Annotated in this window: 21 protein-coding genes; 10 read left to right on the top strand and 11 right to left on the bottom strand. The window is 72.4% G+C overall.

Translation table 11 applies throughout. The features are described from left to right. Positions 1–7 precede the first annotated feature (7 nt). Positions 8–1,093, top strand: a complete 1,086-nt coding sequence (locus AB0I73_RS18540) for a Zn-dependent alcohol dehydrogenase (protein ID WP_363038598.1) — start codon at positions 8–10, stop codon at positions 1,091–1,093. Positions 1,094–1,127: 34 nt separating this feature from the next. On the opposite strand, the gene AB0I73_RS18535 is transcribed toward AB0I73_RS18540, so the two are convergent. Both AB0I73_RS18535 and AB0I73_RS18530 read right to left on the bottom strand, forming a co-directional pair. Then, entirely contained in the window at positions 1,128–1,838 is a 711-nt protein-coding gene (locus tag AB0I73_RS18535; protein ID WP_363038596.1) for a winged helix-turn-helix domain-containing protein, read from the bottom strand. A gap of 100 nt (positions 1,839–1,938) precedes the next feature. After that, positions 1,939–2,577 (bottom strand): TetR/AcrR family transcriptional regulator, encoded by a 639-nt coding sequence (locus tag AB0I73_RS18530; RefSeq protein WP_363038594.1) that lies wholly within the window; start codon positions 2,575–2,577, stop codon positions 1,939–1,941. A gap of 60 nt (positions 2,578–2,637) precedes the next feature. On the opposite strand from AB0I73_RS18530, the gene AB0I73_RS18525 reads away from it, so the two are divergent. From AB0I73_RS18525 to AB0I73_RS18515, 3 genes are all read left to right on the top strand, one after another. Continuing rightward, positions 2,638–3,792 carry an acyl-CoA dehydrogenase family protein gene (locus tag AB0I73_RS18525; protein WP_363038592.1) on the top strand — a complete coding sequence of 385 codons (1,155 nt, stop codon included), beginning with the start codon at positions 2,638–2,640 and terminating at the stop codon, positions 3,790–3,792. A 60-nt stretch (positions 3,793–3,852) separates the two neighbouring features. After that, positions 3,853–4,140, top strand: coding sequence for a YiaA/YiaB family inner membrane protein (locus tag AB0I73_RS18520; RefSeq protein ID WP_363038590.1), 288 nt, complete (start codon positions 3,853–3,855; stop codon positions 4,138–4,140). A 117-nt stretch (positions 4,141–4,257) separates the two neighbouring features. Next, positions 4,258–4,902, top strand: coding sequence for a TetR/AcrR family transcriptional regulator (locus tag AB0I73_RS18515; RefSeq protein ID WP_363038588.1), 645 nt, complete (start codon positions 4,258–4,260; stop codon positions 4,900–4,902). Here AB0I73_RS18515 and AB0I73_RS18510 read toward each other — a convergent pair. Next, positions 4,893–5,354 carry a MaoC family dehydratase gene (locus AB0I73_RS18510; RefSeq protein WP_363038586.1) on the bottom strand — a complete coding sequence of 154 codons (462 nt, stop codon included), beginning with the start codon at positions 5,352–5,354 and terminating at the stop codon, positions 4,893–4,895. The two genes, AB0I73_RS18515 and AB0I73_RS18510, sit on opposite strands and share 10 nt — an antisense overlap. Positions 5,355–5,486: 132 nt before the next feature. On the opposite strand from AB0I73_RS18510, the gene soxR reads away from it, so the two are divergent. Beyond that, positions 5,487–6,056: a redox-sensitive transcriptional activator SoxR gene (gene soxR, locus AB0I73_RS18505; protein ID WP_363038584.1), complete on the top strand. Its 570-nt coding sequence runs from the start codon at positions 5,487–5,489 to the stop codon at positions 6,054–6,056. A gap of 39 nt (positions 6,057–6,095) precedes the next feature. Here soxR and AB0I73_RS18500 read toward each other — a convergent pair whose 3' ends face one another. The 3 genes from AB0I73_RS18500 to AB0I73_RS18490 form a co-directional block, all read right to left on the bottom strand. Next, positions 6,096–6,698 (bottom strand): hypothetical protein, encoded by a 603-nt coding sequence (locus AB0I73_RS18500; RefSeq protein WP_363038582.1) that lies wholly within the window; start codon positions 6,696–6,698, stop codon positions 6,096–6,098. Positions 6,699–7,150: 452 nt separating this feature from the next. Further along, a complete protein-coding gene (locus tag AB0I73_RS18495) occupies positions 7,151–7,342 on the bottom strand; it encodes a hypothetical protein (RefSeq protein ID WP_363038580.1) in 192 nt (63 codons plus the stop codon). A 3-nt stretch (positions 7,343–7,345) separates the two neighbouring features. Continuing rightward, the gene (locus tag AB0I73_RS18490; RefSeq protein ID WP_363038578.1) at positions 7,346–8,605 is read right to left on the bottom strand and encodes a DUF1343 domain-containing protein; all 1,260 of its coding nucleotides are present in this window, start codon (positions 8,603–8,605) and stop codon (positions 7,346–7,348) included. Positions 8,606–8,864: 259 nt separating this feature from the next. Here AB0I73_RS18490 and AB0I73_RS18485 point away from each other — a divergent pair, with 259 nt between their 5' ends. After that, the gene (locus tag AB0I73_RS18485) at positions 8,865–9,638 is read left to right on the top strand and encodes an SDR family oxidoreductase (RefSeq protein WP_363038576.1); all 774 of its coding nucleotides are present in this window, start codon (positions 8,865–8,867) and stop codon (positions 9,636–9,638) included. A 221-nt stretch (positions 9,639–9,859) separates the two neighbouring features. Then, positions 9,860–10,453 carry a TetR/AcrR family transcriptional regulator gene (locus AB0I73_RS18480; protein WP_109380545.1) on the top strand — a complete coding sequence of 198 codons (594 nt, stop codon included), beginning with the start codon at positions 9,860–9,862 and terminating at the stop codon, positions 10,451–10,453. An 18-nt stretch (positions 10,454–10,471) separates the two neighbouring features. Here AB0I73_RS18480 and AB0I73_RS18475 read toward each other — a convergent pair whose 3' ends face one another. Both AB0I73_RS18475 and AB0I73_RS18470 read right to left on the bottom strand, forming a co-directional pair. After that, entirely contained in the window at positions 10,472–11,686 is a 1,215-nt protein-coding gene (locus tag AB0I73_RS18475) for an acyl-CoA dehydrogenase family protein (RefSeq protein ID WP_363038574.1), read from the bottom strand. Positions 11,687–11,692: 6 nt separating this feature from the next. Further along, positions 11,693–12,715, bottom strand: a complete 1,023-nt coding sequence (locus AB0I73_RS18470) for a phosphotransferase family protein (RefSeq protein ID WP_363038572.1) — start codon at positions 12,713–12,715, stop codon at positions 11,693–11,695. 177 nt (positions 12,716–12,892) lie between these two features. Between AB0I73_RS18470 and AB0I73_RS18465 the strand changes: the two genes are divergently transcribed. Further along, the gene (locus AB0I73_RS18465) at positions 12,893–13,837 is read left to right on the top strand and encodes an NADP-dependent oxidoreductase (RefSeq protein ID WP_363038570.1); all 945 of its coding nucleotides are present in this window, start codon (positions 12,893–12,895) and stop codon (positions 13,835–13,837) included. A 46-nt stretch (positions 13,838–13,883) separates the two neighbouring features. Here AB0I73_RS18465 and AB0I73_RS18460 read toward each other — a convergent pair whose 3' ends face one another. The 3 genes from AB0I73_RS18460 to AB0I73_RS18450 form a co-directional block, all read right to left on the bottom strand. After that, positions 13,884–14,225 carry a DUF202 domain-containing protein gene (locus tag AB0I73_RS18460; protein WP_363038568.1) on the bottom strand — a complete coding sequence of 114 codons (342 nt, stop codon included), beginning with the start codon at positions 14,223–14,225 and terminating at the stop codon, positions 13,884–13,886. Continuing rightward, the gene (locus tag AB0I73_RS18455; RefSeq protein WP_363038566.1) at positions 14,222–14,614 is read right to left on the bottom strand and encodes a DUF202 domain-containing protein; all 393 of its coding nucleotides are present in this window, start codon (positions 14,612–14,614) and stop codon (positions 14,222–14,224) included. Before AB0I73_RS18455 ends, AB0I73_RS18460 begins: the two co-directional genes overlap by 4 nt. A gap of 195 nt (positions 14,615–14,809) precedes the next feature. Further along, on the bottom strand, positions 14,810–15,361 hold the full coding sequence (locus tag AB0I73_RS18450; RefSeq protein WP_363038564.1) for an NUDIX domain-containing protein: 552 nt from the start codon (positions 15,359–15,361) through the stop codon (positions 14,810–14,812). Between the two features lie 282 nt (positions 15,362–15,643). On the opposite strand from AB0I73_RS18450, the gene AB0I73_RS18445 reads away from it, so the two are divergent. Together AB0I73_RS18445 and AB0I73_RS18440 are read left to right on the top strand one after the other, a co-directional pair. Next, complete coding sequence (locus AB0I73_RS18445) at positions 15,644–16,594, top strand: hypothetical protein (RefSeq protein ID WP_363038562.1); 951 nt, start codon at positions 15,644–15,646, stop codon at positions 16,592–16,594. Between the two features lie 80 nt (positions 16,595–16,674). Beyond that, the gene (locus tag AB0I73_RS18440) at positions 16,675–18,216 is read left to right on the top strand and encodes an APC family permease (RefSeq protein WP_363038560.1); all 1,542 of its coding nucleotides are present in this window, start codon (positions 16,675–16,677) and stop codon (positions 18,214–18,216) included. The last annotated feature ends 55 nt before the right edge of the window (positions 18,217–18,271 follow it).

The raw sequence follows: 18,271 nt of genomic DNA, 5'->3' as shown, positions 1-18,271 counted from the left end.
ATCCACCATGGCCGTCCGCGCCGCCGTACTGTCCGCCGTCGACGCCCCGTTGGAGACCACGGGGATCGACCTGCCCGAGCCCGGTCCCGGCCAGGTCCGGGTCCGGCTCGCCGCCGCCGGTGTCTGCCACTCCGACCTGTCCCTGACCAACGGCACCATGCGCCTCCCGGTCCCGGCCGTGCTCGGCCACGAAGGCGCCGGCACGGTCGTCTCCGTCGGCGAGGGCGTCACCCGTGTCGCTCCCGGCGACGGCGTCGTCCTCAACTGGGCGCCCTCCTGCGGCGCCTGCCCCGCCTGCGCACGCGGTGAGGTGTGGCTGTGCGCCGACGCCCTGAGCGGTGCCGCCCGGGTGCACGCTCACCGTGCCGACGACGGCACCCCGCTCCACCCCGGCCTGAACGTCGCCGCCTTCGCCGAGGAGACGGTGGTGCCCGCGTCCTGCGTCCTGCCCGCTCCGGACGGCGTCCCGCTCACCGACGCCGCCCTGCTGGGGTGCGCCGTGCTCACCGGCTACGGCGCCGTCCACCACTGCGCGCGGGTCCGGCCGGGCGAGTCGGTCGCGGTGTTCGGTGTCGGGGGAGTGGGCCTCGCCGCCCTCCAGTCGGCCCGGATCGCCGGCGCGACGACGATCGTCGCGGTCGACGTCTCCCCGGCCAAGGAGGAGCTGGCGCGCTCCGCCGGGGCGACCGACTACCTCGTCGCCTCGGACACCACGGCCCGCGAGATCCGTGCCCTCACCGGGAAACAGGGCGTGGACGCGGCCGTCGAGTGCGTCGGCCGCGCGACCACCATCCGCACCGCCTGGGACTCCACCCGCCGCGGCGGCCGCACCACGGTCGTCGGCATCGGAGGCAAGGACCAGCAGGTCACCTTCAACGCCCTGGAGATCTTCCACTGGGGCAGAACCCTGTCCGGCTGCGTCTACGGCAACTCCGATCCCGCCCGGGACCTCCCCGTCCTCGCCGGACACATCCGAGCGGGCCGTCTCGACCTGGGAGCCCTGGTGACGGAACGGATCACCCTGGACGGCATCCCGGCGGCCTTCGACACCATGTCGGCGGGCAAGGGCGGACGAGCCCTGGTGGTCTTCTAGGGCGTCGTGCGGGGGCGGCGCGGCGGGGCGCCGGTCAGTGCAGGGCCGCTTCCTCGATCCCCAGCAGTTCGGACAGCGCCCGCTCGCCCGCCTCCGTCACCTTCACCGCGCGCTCGGAGCCGATGCGGACACACCACCCTGCGTCCAGGGCGTGCCGGCACAGGGCCGCGCCGGTGACTCCGGCCAGGTGGTGGCGGCGTTCCGTCCAGTCGAGGCAGGCGCGGGCCAGCGGGCGGCGGGCGCGGCGGTCGAGTCCGATGCCGAGGGCGTCGAACCAGCGCAGGCCCGCTTCGGTGAGCGCGAACCCGGTGTCCCGGCGGAGCAGTCCGCGTGCCGTGAACGCGTCCGTCACCGTGATGCCGAGCCGGCCGGCGAGATGGTCGTAGCAGGTGCGTCCACGGGCCATCGCCGAGCCCACGCCGGCCTGCCGCAGGGTGCGCGGCCGCACAGCCGTGTCCGGGGCCACCTGCCCGGCCAGTTCCTCCAGCAACTGGGCGACCCGCGCGTCGGCGAGCCGTACGTACCGGTGCCGGCCCTGCCGTTCCTCGGCGAGCAGCCCGCCGGCGACCAGCTTGCCCAGGTGCTCGCTCAGCGTGGACGGGGCGACGCCCGCGCGCCGCGCCAGCTCGCCCGCCGTCCACGCCCGGCCGTCCAGCAGGGCCAGCAGGCACGCGGCCCGTGTCTCGTCGGCGATCAGTCCGGCGAACCGGGCGAGCCCGGGGGCCCGGGGGTCCTTCGACGTCATGCGTCCCAGCATGCGGCACGCACTCTTCGGCGCCGGCCGAACCGTCCGCGCAGACACTGCCCCGTGCCCCCCGCCGCACCACCCGTACCGCAGCACGTGGCTAAGAGCCCCGCACCTGCTCGTACTGCTCGGCCAGACCGTCCAGCAGCGCCGTCAGCCCGGTCTCGAAGGCCCGCTCGTCGATCTTCTCCTGTTTCTCGGCGAGCAGATGGGCCTGCCCGAGACGGGGGTAGTCGGCGGGATCGTAGGCGCCGGCGTCGTCCACGAAACCGCCGGCGAAGGAACCGAGCGCCGAGCCCATGATGAAGTACCGCATCAGCGCACCGATGGACGTGGCCTGCGCCGGCGGCCAGCCGGCGTCGACCATCGCGCCGTAGACCGCGTCGGCGAGCCGCAGGGCGGCCGGGCGGCGGCCGGGGCCGCGCGCCAGGACCGGCACGATGTTGGGGTGGTCGCGCAGCGCGGCGCGGTAGGAGACGGCCCAGTCGTGCAGCGCGGTCCGCCAGTCCCGGCCGTCCTCGAACATCGACAGGTCGACCAGCGCGCTCACCGAGTCGGCCACCGCCTCGAGAATCTCGTCCTTGGTGCGGAAGTGGTTGTAGAGCGAGGGCCCGCTGACCCCCAGCTGTGCGGCGAGCCGCCGCGTGGAGACGGCCGCGAGGCCCTCCGCGTCCACGAGCTCACGGGCCGTCTCGACGATCCGGTCGGGGCTGAGCAGGGGCTTGCGCGGTCGGGCCATGGCGCACATAGTAGGGCTGCGTCGGAAAACTAGCAGTGCTAATCAGGTGGGGTGGCCGTCATGAACCTGGAGCTCAGCGAGGAGCACAGCGCCGTCCGCCGGCTCGCCCGGGACTTTGTCGAGCGGGAGGTCGTCCCCCACGCCACGGCCTGGGACCGGGCCGAGGAGGTCGACCGCGGCATCGTGAAGAAGCTCGGCGAGGTCGGGTTCCTCGGGCTGACGATCGACGAGCGGTACGGGGGCTGCGGCGGCGACCACCTCGCCTACTGCCTGGTCACCGAGGAACTGGGCCGCGGCGACTCCTCCGTGCGCGGGATCGTCTCCGTGTCCCTGGGGCTGGTCGCCAAGACGGTCGCCGCCTGGGGCGACGAGGAGCAGAAGCGGACCTGGCTTCCCGGGCTCACCTCGGGCGCGTACGTCGGCTGCTTCGGCCTCACCGAGCCGGGCACGGGTTCCGACGCAGGGGAGGTCTCCACCCGCGCGGTGCGCGACGGTGGGGGAGACTACGTCATCAACGGCACCAAGATGTTCATCACCAACGGCACCTGGGCCGACGTGGTCCTGCTGTTCGCCCGTTCCACCGATGCCCCCGGCCACAAGGGGATGTCCGCCTTCCTCGTTCCCGCCGACACCCCCGGCCTGACGCGTCGCACCCTGCACGGCAAGCTCGGTCTGCGCGGTCAGGCCACCGCCGAGCTGGTGCTGGAGGACGTGCGGGTGCCCGCGTCCGCGATGCTGGGTCCCGAGGGCAAGGGTTTCTCGGTCGCCATGTCCGCCCTCGCCAAGGGGCGCATGTCGGTCGCGGCGGGCTGTGTCGGCATAGCCCAGGCCGCGCTCGACGCGGCCGTGCGGTACGCGGGCGAGCGCGAGCAGTTCGGGAAGACCATCGCCCACCACCAGCTCGTCCAGGAGCTGATCAGCGACATCGCCGTGGACGTCGACGCCGCCCGGCTGCTGACCTGGCGGGTCGCGGACCTGATCGACCGCGGACAGCCGTTCGCGGTGGAGTCCTCCAAGGCCAAGCTCTTCGCCTCGGAGGCGGCCGTCCGCGCCGCGAACAACGCCCTCCAGGTCCACGGCGGTTACGGCTACCTCGACGAGTACCCGGCGGGCAAGCTGCTGCGCGACGCCCGTGTCATGACCCTCTACGAGGGCACCAGCCAGATCCAGAAACTGGTCATCGGACGCGCCCTGACCGGGGTCTCGGCGTTCTGAGTACCTGCCTGAGTATCCGAGCGGATGTGGCCGCGACCACATCCGCCGACTCTTGTCCCCATGAGCGACACACCGGTCAAGCAGCAGAGTACGGCCGCCTTCTACGGTCAGGCCGTGGCGTCCTTCGGAGTGGCCATGGGCGCCACCGCGGTCGGCATCTTCAACCTCGAGGCCGACGCCTGGGTCCGCGCCTTCCTGGGCATCGCGGTCCTGTACCTCGTCACCTCCGCCTTCACCCTGGCCAAGGTCATCCGGGACCGCCAGGAGGCGGGGCAGATGGTGAACCGGGTCGACCAGGCGCGCCTGGAGAAGCTCCTCGCCGAACACGACCCGCTGCAGAAGCTCTGACACCGGGCGCGCCAGGGCCCCTCGAGCGCCTCTCCGCCATGATCCGCCGGACCGGCCCTAAGCGCCCGCTCACCCTTGCCGGTATGGTGTTACCCCTGTCGGCGAATGGGGTGAGCGATGAGAGCGGCGGAGGACACGGCCGGCGGTGAGGCGCAGCCGTGGGGCGAGGTCACACCCGACGCGGCCCGACGGCTGCTGCTCGCCGCCGTGGAGGCGTTCGCGGAACGCGGCTATCACGCCACGACGACCCGCGACATCGCGGGCCGCGCCGGCATGAGCCCGGCCGCGCTCTACATCCACTACAAGACCAAGGAAGAGCTGCTCCACCGCATCAGCAGGATCGGCCACGAGAAGGCCGTGGACATCCTGCGTACCGCGGCCCGTGCCGAGGGCGGCCCGACCGAACGGCTCGCCGACGCGGTGAGCTCCTTCGTCCGCTGGCACGCCGGCGGGCGTACCACCGCGCGGGTCGTGCAGTACGAACTCGACTCGCTCGGCCCCGACGCCCGCGCCGAGATCATCGCCCTGCGCCGACAGGTCGACGCCGAGGTGCGCGGGATCATCGAGGAGGGCGTGCGCACGGGCGAGTTCGACGTCCCCGACGTGCGGGGCACCACCCGCGCCGTGCTCTCCCTCTGCGTCGACGTGGCGCGCTGGTTCAACACCAACGGCGCCCGCACCCCCGAGGAGGTCGGCGCCCTCTACGCCGACCTCGTGCTGCGGATGGTCGGCGCCGACCGGACGGGCACCGCTCAGAGGTAGTAGCGGGCCACCGACTCGGCCACGCACACCGGCTTCTCGCCGCCCTCGCGCTCCACGGTGAAGGCCGTGGTCACCTGGACGCCGCCCGCCACCTCGTCGACGGCGGTGACCTTCGCGGTGGCACGCACCCGCGACCCGACGGGGACGGGCGCGGGGAAGCGCACCTTGTTCGTGCCGTAGTTGACGCCCATCTTCACGCCCTCGACGGAGAGCAGCTGCGGGCCGAACAGCGGCAGCAGCGACAACGTCAGATAGCCGTGCGCGATGGTCGTGCCGAACGGCCCGGCCGCCGCCTTCTCCGGATCGACATGGATCCACTGGTGGTCACCGGTGGCCTCGGCGAACAGGTCGATCCGTTTCTGGTCGACCTCCAGCCAGTCCGTGTACCCCAGATGCTCGCCCACCGCCGCCTTCAGGTCGTCGACGGACGTGAAGATCCTCGGCTCTGCCATGTCCCGGCCTTTCGCGTCACGTGATCGCACGCGCCCACCCGCGCGCGTCTGCCTAAGCGACTGCTTAGCATGGTCGGCCGTGCGGCCCTTGTCAACGGACCCGAACCGTGCGGGGTGGGTAGGCTTCGAGGGGTGCCCCAGATTCCGGAGAAGATCCACGAGCTCACGGTCGGCCAGCTCTCCATGCGCAGCGGCGCAGCCGTGTCGGCCCTGCACTTCTACGAGTCGAAGGGCCTGATCAGCAGTCGCCGCACCGCGGGCAACCAGCGCCGCTACAGCCGTGACACCCTCCGCCGGGTCGCGTTCATCCGGGCCGCCCAGCGCGTCGGCATCCCACTCGCGACGATCCGCGGGGCACTCGCCGAGCTTCCCCAGGAACGTACTCCCACCCGGGGCGACTGGGCGCATCTCTCCGAGGCCTGGCGCGCCGAACTGGACGAGCGCATCAAGCAGCTCAACCGGCTGCGCGACCACCTCACCGACTGCATCGGCTGCGGCTGCCTCTCGCTGGACACCTGCGTCCTGTCCAACCCGGACGACGTCTTCGGCGAACGCCTGACGGGTTCCCGGCTGCTGCGCGAGAACCCCGAGAACCCCGAGAACACTGAGAATCCCGTGAATCCCGTGAACTCCGAGAACCCAGCCGACAAGCGGCCGGGCAACCGGGCAGGCCGGGTCCCGCCCGGGCGAGGGCCCGTGTGACAGTGGGGGCGCGGCATCCCCGGCGCGCCCCCACACCCCTCAGGCCGACACCAGCAGTTTCGACCGCCTGGCGCCCGCCAGTGCTTCGGCGGTCAGGACGGGGCGCGGCACCAGGATTCCGCAGTCCGTGCAGACCGGTCCCGTCGACGGCTCGTGATCCAGGTCGTACCGCCACATGAGCCGTTCCCCCCGGCACACGGGGCAGGCCGAACCCGGCGCTCGTTCGAGCGCGGCGATCAGCCGTCGCAGCACCTCGGCCAGCGGCTCACGCGGATGCACGCGCGGGTCGTCGCACCAGGCCACACCGAAACCGCCCCAGGTCAGCCGGTGCCAGTCGTCCACGCTGCCCGGCCTGCGCAGGCCGTCGTGCTTCTCCTTCCTGCGGCGCTCGGCGAACTCGACCTCGTAGGACTGCCAGACCGCCCGGGCCTCCTCCAGTTCGTCCAGTGCGGCCACGAGCCGCGCTGGGTCGACGGAGCGGTCCTCGGGGTCGAACCCGGCACGTGAGCACAGATGGTCCCAGGTCGCCCTGTGCCCGTACGGAGCGAATCGCTCAAGGCACTTGCGCAGCGAATAGCGCCGCAGCGCCAGGTCGCACCGTGGATCGCGGACCTGTCTCGCCAGACTTCGGAAACCGGCCATCATCCTGCACCTCCGTCACACCTGCACCTGTAATCGGTCACTTCGGCGTCGTCGAACGGACGTCGTCGAGTAGACGTATCGACACGCGAATCGGCTCCATCTTTTTTCGATGGCCCCCCGTGGGGCGGCCACGGGCCGGCCATCGGTCGGTCGTGGTGAGTCACCGGTCAACTCCCGTGTCCGATGATTCAGTTGTGGTCCCCCGTGGTCATCTCCAGTGCCGCCGCAGCGGAAAGTGACGCGTGTTCACCCTCCCTCGCGGAGAGGCCGGCGGTGGCGCCCCGCCCGGTCCCCGCCGGGAGGAGCCCCCGTGCCGCGGCGTGCCGCGCACACCCCTCGACAGTCTGAGAACTCCCCGCGGCCTCCACGGGTTCCTGAAGAGCGCGGCGTTATGCGCACCGATCGCTTCCCTGATCACCCCGCTGTCCCCGGCGAACGCGGCCGGGGCGGCATCACCGCAGGTGGCAGAGGTGAAAGACCTGCGGGTGGTGCTCGGTGAGCAGATGGACGACCGGCACGCGGAAGCCGGACGGCGGCGGGCCGCTGCCTGACCCGCCGCCGTTCCTGTCACCGTCGCTGTGGTCGCTGTGGTCGCTGCCGCCGTACGGCGCGTGCCCGGCGGACCGCTCGCCGGGTGAACGCACGCGTCAGCGGTACAGCAGATACTCCTGGCGCGTCCGCCGGAACGCCGCCAGCTCGTCCCGCCAGTCGGCCACGACCTCGTCCGTGTCCGCGCCCGCGTCGATCATCGTGCGCACGCGCGTGGAGCCGGTCAGCTTGTCGATCCAGTTGTCCGGACGCCAGGCGAATCCGCTCCACGCCCGCTTGGCGGTGACCAGCAGTCCCACTCCCGTACGGACCGGATCGAACGCGTCACGGTCGTGCACATGGAGCTGGACGCCCCCGACGGTCTTCCCCTGGAACTTGGAGAACGTGGGCGCGAAGTACGCCTCACGGAACCGCACACCCGCCAGGCCGAGCCCGTTCGCCTCGGCCGCCCAGCGTCCGTCGATCCCCTCCGCGCCCAGCAGTTCGAACGGCCGGGTCGTCCCGCGCCCCTCGGACAGGTTGGTGCCCTCGAAGAGGCACGTCCCCGCGTACACCAGGGCCGTCTCGGGCGTCGGCATGTTGGGGCTGGGCGGTACCCACGGCAGCCCCGAGGCGTCGTAGAAGTCGGACCGCCGCCAGCCCGACATCCGTACCGTCTCCAGCCGTACCGGATCGGCCAGGAACTCCGCGTTGAACAACCGCGCCAGCTCCGCCACCGTCATCCCGTGCGCCTGGGAGATCGGCTGCCGCCCGACGAACGTCGCGAACTCCGGGTGCAGCACGGGCCCCAGCGCCGCCCGCCCGGTCATCGGGTTCGGCCGGTCGAGGACGACGAACCGCTTGCCCGCGAGCCGCGCCGCCTCCATGCAGTCATAGAGCGTCCAGATGTACGTGTAGAAGCGGGCGCCCACGTCCTGGATGTCGAAGACGACCGTGTCGACGCCGGACGCGGTGAAGACGTCGGCGAGGGGCCGGCCGCTCTTCAGGTACGTGTCGTAGACGGGCAGGCCGGTCGCCGGGTCGTCGTGGCGGCCCTCGGAGCCGCCCGCCTGTGCGGTGCCCCGGAAGCCGTGCTCGGGTCCGAACACGGCGGTCAGGTCCACGCGGTCGTCGGCGTGCATGACGTCGACGATGTGCCGTACGTCCCGGGTGATGCCCGTCGGGTTGGTGACCACGCCGACACGTCGGCCCTCGAGCAGCGCGTAACCGTCCGCCGCGAGCTGCTCGAAGCCGGTGCGCAGCCTCCGGCCCGCGGCAGGGGCCCGTCCGGGGGCCGCGTGCGCCGGGACGGCGGTGGCCGCGGTGGCCGCGAGGGTGGCTGTGGTGGTGGCGAGCAGGCTCCGTCTGGACAGCTTCATACTGTGACCTCCGTGATCGCTGCGGGTGTCATGCCCACGCACGTTAACGCGCGTGAACCGCACCGGGGAACGAGTCGGGCCTGGCCGGTTTGCGTCTTCTTCTTCCGCCCGGCATACCGACCGGTTAGTCTGACGTGATGCGAGCGGCGTGACGGCGGCAACGCGGCGCGTCACCGCCGCGGCCGGGTCGGGATCGCCGGAACCGCCGGAAAGCAGAGCCGGCCGGGCAAGCGGCCGGCCGCCGCGTCGAAGGAGTCCGATGGTGGAAACCGTGCAGGGTGCGAAGGTGGTCGTCACGGGCGCCGGGGGCGGCATCGGGGCGGCACTCGCCCGCCGCTTCGCGGGCCAGGGGGCCCGGGTCGTCGTCAACGACCTGGACGCCGGCCGCGTCAAGGCCGTCGCCGAGGAGATCGGCGGCATCGCGGTCCCGGGCGACGCCTCCTGCGTCGTCCCCGAGGCCCTGGACGCGCTCGGCGGCAGGATCGACGTCTACTGCGCCAACGCCGGCGTCGGCCGTGACGGCGGGGAGCCCGGCGGGCCGCTCGACGAACAGGGCTGGGCGCTCTCCTGGGACGTCAACGTCATGGCCCACGTCCGCGCGGCGCACGCGCTGCTCCCCGACTGGCTGGAACGCGGCAGCGGCCGTTTCGTCTCCACCGTCTCCGCCGCCGGACTGCTCACCATGATCGGCACCGCCCCCTACAGCGTCACCAAGCACGGCGCCTACGCCTTCGCCGAATGGCTGTCCCTGACGTACCGCCACCGCGGTGTGAGGGTCCACGCGATCTGCCCGCAGGGTGTGCGCACCGACATGCTCACCGACAGCGGCAGCGCGGGCGACCTGGTGCTCAAGCCGACCGCGATCGAGCCCGAGGACGTGGCCGACGCCCTGTTCCGCGGCATCGAGGAGGACCGCTTCCTGATCCTGCCGCACCCCGAGGTCGCCGAGTACTACCAGGCCCGCGCCGCCGACCCGGAGCGCTGGCTCGGCGGCATGAACCGCATCCAGCGGCACTGGGAGGCCACCCGGTGAGCCGCCCGGCCGGTCATGACCGGCCATGACCGCACGTGAGCCCGCGCGGCGGCCGGAGATCCTGCCCGACGCGCCGCAGACGGCAAGTGGGAAGATCCCCGTCGGGGAACCGTTTTCCCCGACCCGGGACGGCCGGCGGCACCAGCGGCGACGACCAGTGGTGACGACGACCGGCAGCGGCCGGCGACAACGAACAGCGACACGGAAGGCAGGTGGCGGCAGTGCCCAGGACGACGGACGGTGACGGGCCCCCGGTGCCGCAGCGGCTCCTGGCCGCCGCCACCCGGCTCTTCGCCGAGCAGGGCTACGACCGTACCTCCGTGCAGGAGATCGTCGAGGCGGCGGGCGTCACCAAGGGCGCGCTCTACCACTACTTCGGCTCCAAGGACGACCTGCTGCACGAGGTCTACGCGCGCATGCTGCGCCTCCAGCAGGAACGCCTGGACTCCTACGCGAGCGCCGACGAGCCGATCGAGAAGCGCCTGCGCGGCGCCGCGGCCGACGTCGTCGTCACGACGATCGAGAACCTGGACGACGCGTCGATCTTCTTCCGCTCCATGCACCATCTGAGCCCGGAGAAGAACAAGCAGGTACGGGCCGAGCGCCGCCGCTACCACGAGCGCTTCCGCGCCCTGATCGAGGAGGGCCAGGCGGCGGGCGTGTTCTCCACGGCGACCCCGGCCGACCTGGTGGTGGACTACCACTTCGGCTCCGTGCACCACCTGTCGACCTGGTACCGCCCCGACGGGCCCCTCACGCCGCAGCAGGTCGCCGATCACCTCGCCGACCTGCTGCTGCGCGCACTCCGCCCTTGAGCCGCCGGAGTTTCCCGCCTACAGGTACTTCTTCAGCTCCCGTCGCGCCAGCGACCGCTGGTGCACCTCGTCCGGGCCGTCGGCGATCATCAGCGTGCGGGCGGCGGCGTACAGCTCGGCCAGCGGGAAGTCCTGGCTGACCCCGCCCGCCCCGTACAACTGGATGGCCCGGTCGAGGATGCCGACGACCGTGCGCGGGGTGGCGATCTTGATGGCCTGGATCTCGGTGTGGGCGCCCCGGTTGCCCACGGTGTCCATCATCCAGGCCGTCTTCAGCACCAGCAGCCGCAGCTGCTCGACCGCGACCCGCGCGTCCGCGATCCAGTTCTGCACCACGCCCTGCCGGGCCAGCGCCTTGCCGAAGGCGTCACGGGACACGGCCCGTCGGCACATCAGCTCGATCGCCCGCTCGGCCATGCCGATCAACCGCATGCAGTGGTGGATCCGGCCGGGACCGAGCCGCGCCTGGGCGATGGCGAAACCGCCGCCCTCCTCACCGATCAGGTTCGCCACCGGCACGCGCGCGTGGTCGAAGACCACCTCGGCGTGGCCGCCGTGGGAGTGGTCCTCGTAACCGAACACCTGCATGGCGCGCTCGACGGTGACGCCGGGCGTGTCGCGGGGCACGAGGATCATCGACTGCTGGCGGCGGATGTCCGCCCCGTCCGGGTCGGTCTTGCCCATCACGATGAAGATCCGGCAGCCCGGGTTCATCGCCCCGGAGATGTACCACTTGCGGCCCGTGACGACGTACGAGTCGCCGTCCCGCTCGATGTGCGTGGTGATGTTGGTGGCGTCCGAGGAGGCCACCTCCGGCTCGGTCATCGCGAACGCCGAGCGGATCTCCCCCGCCAGCAGGGGCTCCAGCCACTGCTTCTTCTGCTGCTCGTCGCCGAACTGGGCCAGCACCTCCATGTTCCCGGTGTCGGGCGCCGCGCAGTTGGTGGCGGTGGGCGCCAGCTGCGGGGAGCGGCCCGTGATCTCGGCGAGCGGGGCGTACTGGAGGTTGGTGAGGCCGGCGCCGTACGTGGAGTCGGGCAGGAACAGGTTCCACAACCCCTGCCGGCGGGCCTCGGCCTTGAGGTCCTCCACCACGGGGACGGTGTCCCAGGGCGAGGCCAGCCCGGCGCGCTGCTCGTGGGCGACCTGCTCGGCCGGGTGGACGTACTCGTCCATGAAGGCGAGCAGCCTGGCGCGCAGCTCCTCGGTGCGCGCGTCGAACGCGAAGTCCATGTCCCGTCAGCCTTCCTGAAGAGTGGTCAGACCGTGCTCGATGAAGACGGGGACCAGATCGCCGATGCGGTCGAAGCCGCGGCCGACCGTTTGGCCCAGCGTGTAGCGGTAGTGGATGCCCTCGAGGATCACGGCGAGCTTGAACCAGGCGAACGCCGTGTACCAGGACACCGCGGAGACGTCGCGTCCCGAGCGGGCGGCGTACCGCTCGATCAGCTCGGCGGGTGCCGGATGTCCGGGCGCCTCGGCCGTCGTGGAGACGGGTGAGCCGGGCACGTCCAGCGGCATGCTGTACATCACCAGCAGGCCGAGGTCGGTCAGCGGATCGCCGAGCGTGGACATCTCCCAGTCGAGGATCGCCTTGATCTCGTCGTCCTCGCCGATCAGGACGTTGTCGAGGCGGTAGTCGCCGTGCACCACGGCCGGCGCGGGGGAGCGGGGCAGCTTCCGCCCCAGCGCGGCGTGCAGTTCGTCGATGCCGGCCAGCTCCCGGTCGCGGGAGGCGTCCAGCTGCTTGCCCCAGCGTCGCAGCTGCCGGTCCAGGAAGCCCTCGGGGCGGCCGAAGTCGGCCAGGCCCACCTCGCCGGGGTCCACCGCGTGCAGTTCGACGAGCGTGTCCACCAGGCCGAGCACGGCCCGACGGGTGCGCTCCGGCCCCAGCGGCACCAACTGGTCCGCCGTCCGGTACGGGACGCCGTCGACGAACTCCATGACGTAGAAGGGCGCCCCGAGCACCTCCTCGTCCTCGCACAGCAGCTCGGTGCGGGGCACCGGCACGGGGGTCGGGTGCAGTGCGGTGATCACCCGGTGCTCACGCCTCATGTCGTGCGCGGTGGCCAGCACATGCCCGAGCGGCGGGCGCCGTACCACCCACTGCGCGGTGCCGTCGGAGAGCGCGTAGGTGAGGTTCGACCTGCCGCCCTCGATGAGTCGGCCGGAGAGCGGGCCGTTCACCAGGCCGGGCCGCTCCCGCTCGAGCAGGGCGCTCAGCCGGTCGAGATCCAGTCCGGGCGGGTGGTCGGGGCTCATTCTCGCTCCTACGGGCAGGTGACGGTACCCGACACATGATGCCGACCGGTCGGTATGTCGTCCAGGGGGTGAGCGAAACGTGACCGGAGCCACGCCCCGTCCACCGCACGCGCACACGACACGCCCGTTCGGCCGTTCGGCTTGCGCGGCGGGAGGCGACGCCGGAGGGTCTACCCCATGAAGGCGATCAGTTATACGCGATACGGCGGCCCCGAGGTGCTCGAGTACGGGGAGGTCGCCGATCCCCGGGTCGGCCCGGACTCGGTACTCGTGAAGGTGCGGGCGGCGGCCGTCAACCCCGTCGACTGGAAGTGCCGCGAGGGCTATCTCGACCCGGTCCTGGCCCCGGTGTTCCCGGTGATCCCCGGCTGGGACGTCTCGGGTGTGGTCGTACGGCCCGGTGCCGCGGTCCCCGAGTTCGCCGTCGGCGACGAGGTCATCGGCTATGTGCGTGAGGACTTCCTCTCCCGCGGCACCTTCGCCGAGTACGTGGCCGCCCCGGTACGGACCCTCGCGCGCAAGCCGCGCAACCTGTCCTTCGAGGAAGCCGCCGGACTGCCCCTCGCCGGACTCACCGCCTACCAGGTGCTGTACAGGGCCCTCGAGGTGAAACGGGCCGAGACCGTCCTGGTGCATGCCGCGGCCGGCGGCGTCGGCTCCATCGCCGTCCAGCTCGCCGCACACCTCGGTGCCCGGGTCATCGGTACGGCGAGCGAGCACAACCACGACTTCGTCCGCGAGCTGGGCGGGGAACCGGTGTCCTACGGCGAGGGCCTCGCCGCGCGGGTGCGGGAGCTCGCCCCCGACAGCGTGGACGCGGTGTTCGACACGGTCGGCGGCGACACCCTGAAGGCCTCGGCCGACCTCCTGGCCCCCGAGGGCCGGCTCGCGTCGATCGCCGACAACGCGGTGGCGGAGTACGGGGGCCGCTACTGCTTCGTCCGCCCCGACCCCCGGGACCTCGGGCACCTGTCCGAACTGGCGGAACAGGGTGCGGTGCGCGTGCACGTCTCGAAGACGTTCCCGCTGGAACGCACGGCGGACGCCCACCTGCTGAACCAGGAGGGCCGGACCAGGGGCAAGATCGTGGTCACCGTGGCCGGGGAGCCGGAGGACCGGTGAGGCGGCCTTCCGGGAGCCACGTCACCGACCTCCCCGGACAGCGCGCCTAGGTCCGGTCCAGCAGGACGAGGGCCGCCCCGCACACGGCCAGGGCCCCGGCGCAGAGCACCGCCGCGGTGAGACGCCGGGGAGAGGGCGCGGCCGGGGTGGCCGTGGCCGCGAGGGCGTGGATCCTGCGGTGGGCGACCAGGAGGAACCCCAGCCAGCAGACACAGCACAGCGCGCACAGGACCACCCCGGCGGCCGACACCCCGCCGTGCAGCGCCGTGCGCACCGCGAGCACGGACGCGACGGTGCACGCGAGGGTCGTACGCCGCCACGCGAGCCGGGTCCGCTCGGGCTGCAGCCCGGGGTCCCGGGCCGCCCGGGCCCCGGGCGGCCCGCTCACCCCTTCCACCCGACGAGCACCACGACGACCATCGCGACGGCGACGACGGCGACGGCGAGACTCAGCAGTACCGGGAACCGGGACACCGGCAGGTCCTCGCCGCGCCGCATGGCCCGCTCGCAGCGCACCCAGTGATCGACCGCGCGCAGGGCGCACAGCACCCCGGCGGCGAGCAGTGCCAGCGCGAGCCCGACCCGCCAGCCCCAGCGCAGGTCCGGCAGGAACTGGTCCACGGCGAAGCCGCCGCCGATCAGCGCGAGGGCGGTGCGCAGCCAGGCCAGGAACGTGCGCTCGTTCGCCAGTGAGAACCGGTAGTCGGGCGTGTCCCCCTCCTGCCGCACGTCCTCGGGCGCGAACCACAGCCGGACGTTCCGTACGAAGTCGATCACGCCGCGACCCTACCGGGACGCCCTGACCGGACGGCACCCAGAGCCTGTCCGGCGGATCATGCCGCAGACGCGGGGTCCGGTACGCACATCCGCCGCGTTGTCGTCGCCCGCCGACTCCCCCGGGCACTCGACGAGCTCGAGCAGGGGACGCCCCCGTGACGCCGCTTTTGACGGGCGAACGTGGCCCGCCGGGCACTAGCCCGGACGCTCCGGCCCCCGGGCCCGGGTGGCCCTGAGTCGTTCGTACGCCGCCAGACCGTCCGGTGTCCACGTCCACTCGCTCAGGCGTCGCTCCAGCTCCGCCTCGGTCAGGAAGGCGTGCCAGGCCACCTCCTCGGCCTGGGGCCGTACGGGCAGGTCGCAGCGGACCTCGTAGACCGCGGACCACCAGGTCCGGCCGGTGCCGTCGTCGTACAGGAACTTGAAGAGGTACTCGGGGCGAGGCAGCCCGGACACGCCCAGTTCCTCCTCGGCTTCGCGCAGGGCCGCCTCGTCGTAGCTCTCCCCGGCACCCACGACCCCGCCGACGAACATGTCGTACAAGGAGGGGAAGACCAGCTTGGTCGGGGTGCGGCGGTGCACGAAGATCCGGCCCTCGGCGTCCCTGGCCAGGACGAACGCGCAACGGTGCCGCAGTTTCCGGGCGTAGGCCTCACCGCGCGGGGACCGGCCGGTCACCCGGTCGTCCTCGTCCACGATGTCGAGGATCTCGTCGGCGGCACGCGCGGGTCCGTCAGCGGCACTCATGGGTCCCATCCAAGCAGGACCGGCCGTCCGCGGCAGGTACGGCTTCCGGGAGCTGCCGGCTGTGTCACGCCGGACGGACGTGAACCCGGCCGCCGGATCCCAAGTGACCTGTCCGTGACGCTGGTTGACGCGTGTAATGACTCGGGCGCCCTTGACGTCAACTGTTGGCTGCCGGTTTGCTGTCCGTGATCGGCCCATGGCTATCGGCAGCCGACCACTGCCGTACCGACCGACCGTCCGACATGGGCCGAGCCACAAGAAGAGCGCGTGAGGAAGTCCGCGGTGTCTCCACCCCCGCCTCCCCTCGGCCGTGCCCGCAGACGTGCGGCACAGACCTTCGACGAGGCCCTCGACGACGAGGAACTCGTCGCCGCGCGGGCCGCGCTGGCGCAAGGCCGGTGGCAGAACGCCCGCTCGCTGCTCGTCCGTACGGGGGACGACTGGGACCGCCGCGGCCACCGGATCACCGTGCTCGCCCGGGAGGCATCCACTGCCGCCTGGGTCCGCGACTGGCTGCTCGCCGAGCCCGACTCCGGGGACGCGTCGGTCCTGCTCGCCCTGGCCCTGGTGAGACGCGCCCTGCGCGGCAAGGAGAAGACGGCCCATGCGCGCGAGGCCTGCCACCGGGCGGCCGCGGCGTCACCCGCCGACCCCACCCCGTGGCTCGGTCTGCTGCTGCTGGAGTGCGCCCAGGGCGCCGAGGGCGACGTGGTGCGGGTCTTCGAACAGGTCCGCACCCGGTACACGGACCACCACCACGCCCACCACCTGGTGGTCGCCTGGCTCGCCGAACGCCGGGTGGAGACGGGCCCGGACCCGCTGCACGAGGTCTACGACTTCGCCAACTGGTCCGCCGAACAGGCGCCCGCAGACTCCCCCCTGGCGATGCTGCCGGTCATCGCGCACGCCGAGCGCTACCGCGCACTCGCCGCCGCCGGCCAGGAGCGCGCCGACCCGGCCGCCTCCGGCCACTGGGTGGGCCGCCGTGCCCGGCAGGTGATGAAGGCCGCCTTCGACTGGTGGCTGGAGTGGGAGCACGAAGGCCATCCGCGCCGCCTGATCGACCTGAACTTCCTCGCCCACGCCAAGCTCTGCGAGGGCCGGGGCGCCGAGGCCGTCGCCCTGTTCCACCGCATCGGCGACAAGGCCACCCAGGCCCCCTGGTCGTACCCCGACCGTGACCCGCTCGCCGCCTTCCGCGCCGCACGGGCCGCCGCCCTCGGCACCGGATGAACCCGCACGAGCCCGATCCGGCCGACCCAGCCCACCGCGTCACGCCCGACAACCACTCCCGACCCAAGGACGGTCTCCCGATGACCACGGACAGTTCGAGCCCGAGCGGATCCGCAGCGGACGGCATCAGCACCTTCAAGGGGCAGGAGCGCGCCCTGCGCGCCGACCGCCTCGGCACGGGCGGTCTGCTGCTCTCCGTGCTCGCCGCGACCGCCCCCCTCATGGTGGTCGCAGGTGTCATGCCCACCACATTCGCGGTGATGGGCATCGTCGGCCAGCCCCTGCTCTTCGTGGTCCTCGGCACCGTGCTGGTGCTGTTCAGCCTCGGCTACGCCGAGATGAGCCGGCACGTCCACAACGCCGGCGCCTTCTACGCGTACATCTCCCGCGGCCTCGGCGGCACCGCCGGCGCGGGCGCCGCCATGGTCGCCCTGGTCGCCTACAACGCGCTCCAGGTCGGCATCTACGGCATCTTCGGCTTCGAGGTCTCCGGGCTCTTCGCCACCTACGCCGACTTGGAGGTCGCCTGGTGGATACCGGCGCTCGCGGCCGCGGTCGCCGTCGGCGCGCTGGGCTGGCTGAAGATCGACGTCAACGCGCGCGTGCTCGGCGTCCTGCTGGTCATCGAGGTGCTCCTGGTCGTCGTCTTCGACGTCGCCGCCGTCGCCGACCCCGGCAAGGAAGGGCTGTCACTGCACGCCTTCAACCCGGACACCCTCACCGGCGCCGGCGTGGGCACCGCCCTGTGCTTCTGCATCGCCGCCTTCCTCGGCTTCGAGCAGGCCCCGGTCTACGCGGAGGAGACCAGTCGGCCGCACGTCCTGGTGCCCCGCGTGATGTTCCTCGCGGTCACCGGCGTCGCCGTCTTCTTCGCGATCAGCAGCTGGGCGCTCACCGTGGCCACCGGCCCCGCCGACATCGTCGCCACCTCGCAGGAGCAGAGCGCGGGACTGCTCTTCCACCTGACCGAGGCCCGGCTCGGCGGCACCTTCACGGACGTCCTGCACGTCCTCTTCGTGACCGGCATGTTCGCCGCGCTGCTCAGCTTCCACAACGTCGTCGCCCGGTACGCCTTCGCCATGGGCCGCGAGGGCCTGCTGCCCGGCGCCTTCGGCCGCACCACCGGCACCAGCGGCGCCCCCGGCACCGGTTCGCTGCTCCAGACGGGCATCGCCGTGGTGCTCGTCCTCGCCTTCGCGCTCACCGACGACAAGCCAACCGGCGACCCGACCGCCCCCGTCCTGCACCTGTTCACCTGGTTCGGCAACATCGGCGCCCTCGGCGTGATCGTGCTGATGGCGATCGCCTCGCTGTCCGTCATCGTCTTCTTCGCCCGCCGCGGGGCCGCCGGTGCCCAGGCCTGGCGGCTGGTCACCTCGGCGCTGGCGGGCCTCGCCCTGGTCGTGATCGCCGGGTACACCGCCAAGGACTTCGACGTGCTCGTCGGCGCCGGACCCGGCTCCGTGCTGAGCCGACTGCTGCCCGGCGTCATCGGGCTGGCCCTCGTCGCCGGCCTGGTCCAGGGCCTGGTCCTGCGCGCCCGCGCGCCCGAGGTCCACGCCCGCATCGGGCTCGGCAACGAGGCCTTCCAACTGGACAAGGAGGCCGAGCGCGGCGCGTAGGCCCCGGCCCCCGGGAACGGCCTCGGCCGCGGTACCGCATGTGCGGTACCGCGGC

This window comes from Streptomyces sp. NPDC050388, assembly GCF_040655635.1.
Lineage (GTDB): Bacteria > Actinomycetota > Actinomycetes > Streptomycetales > Streptomycetaceae > Streptomyces.
The sequence above is the reverse complement of the archived record's forward strand: the minus strand, read 5'-3'. Positions and strand labels throughout refer to the sequence as shown.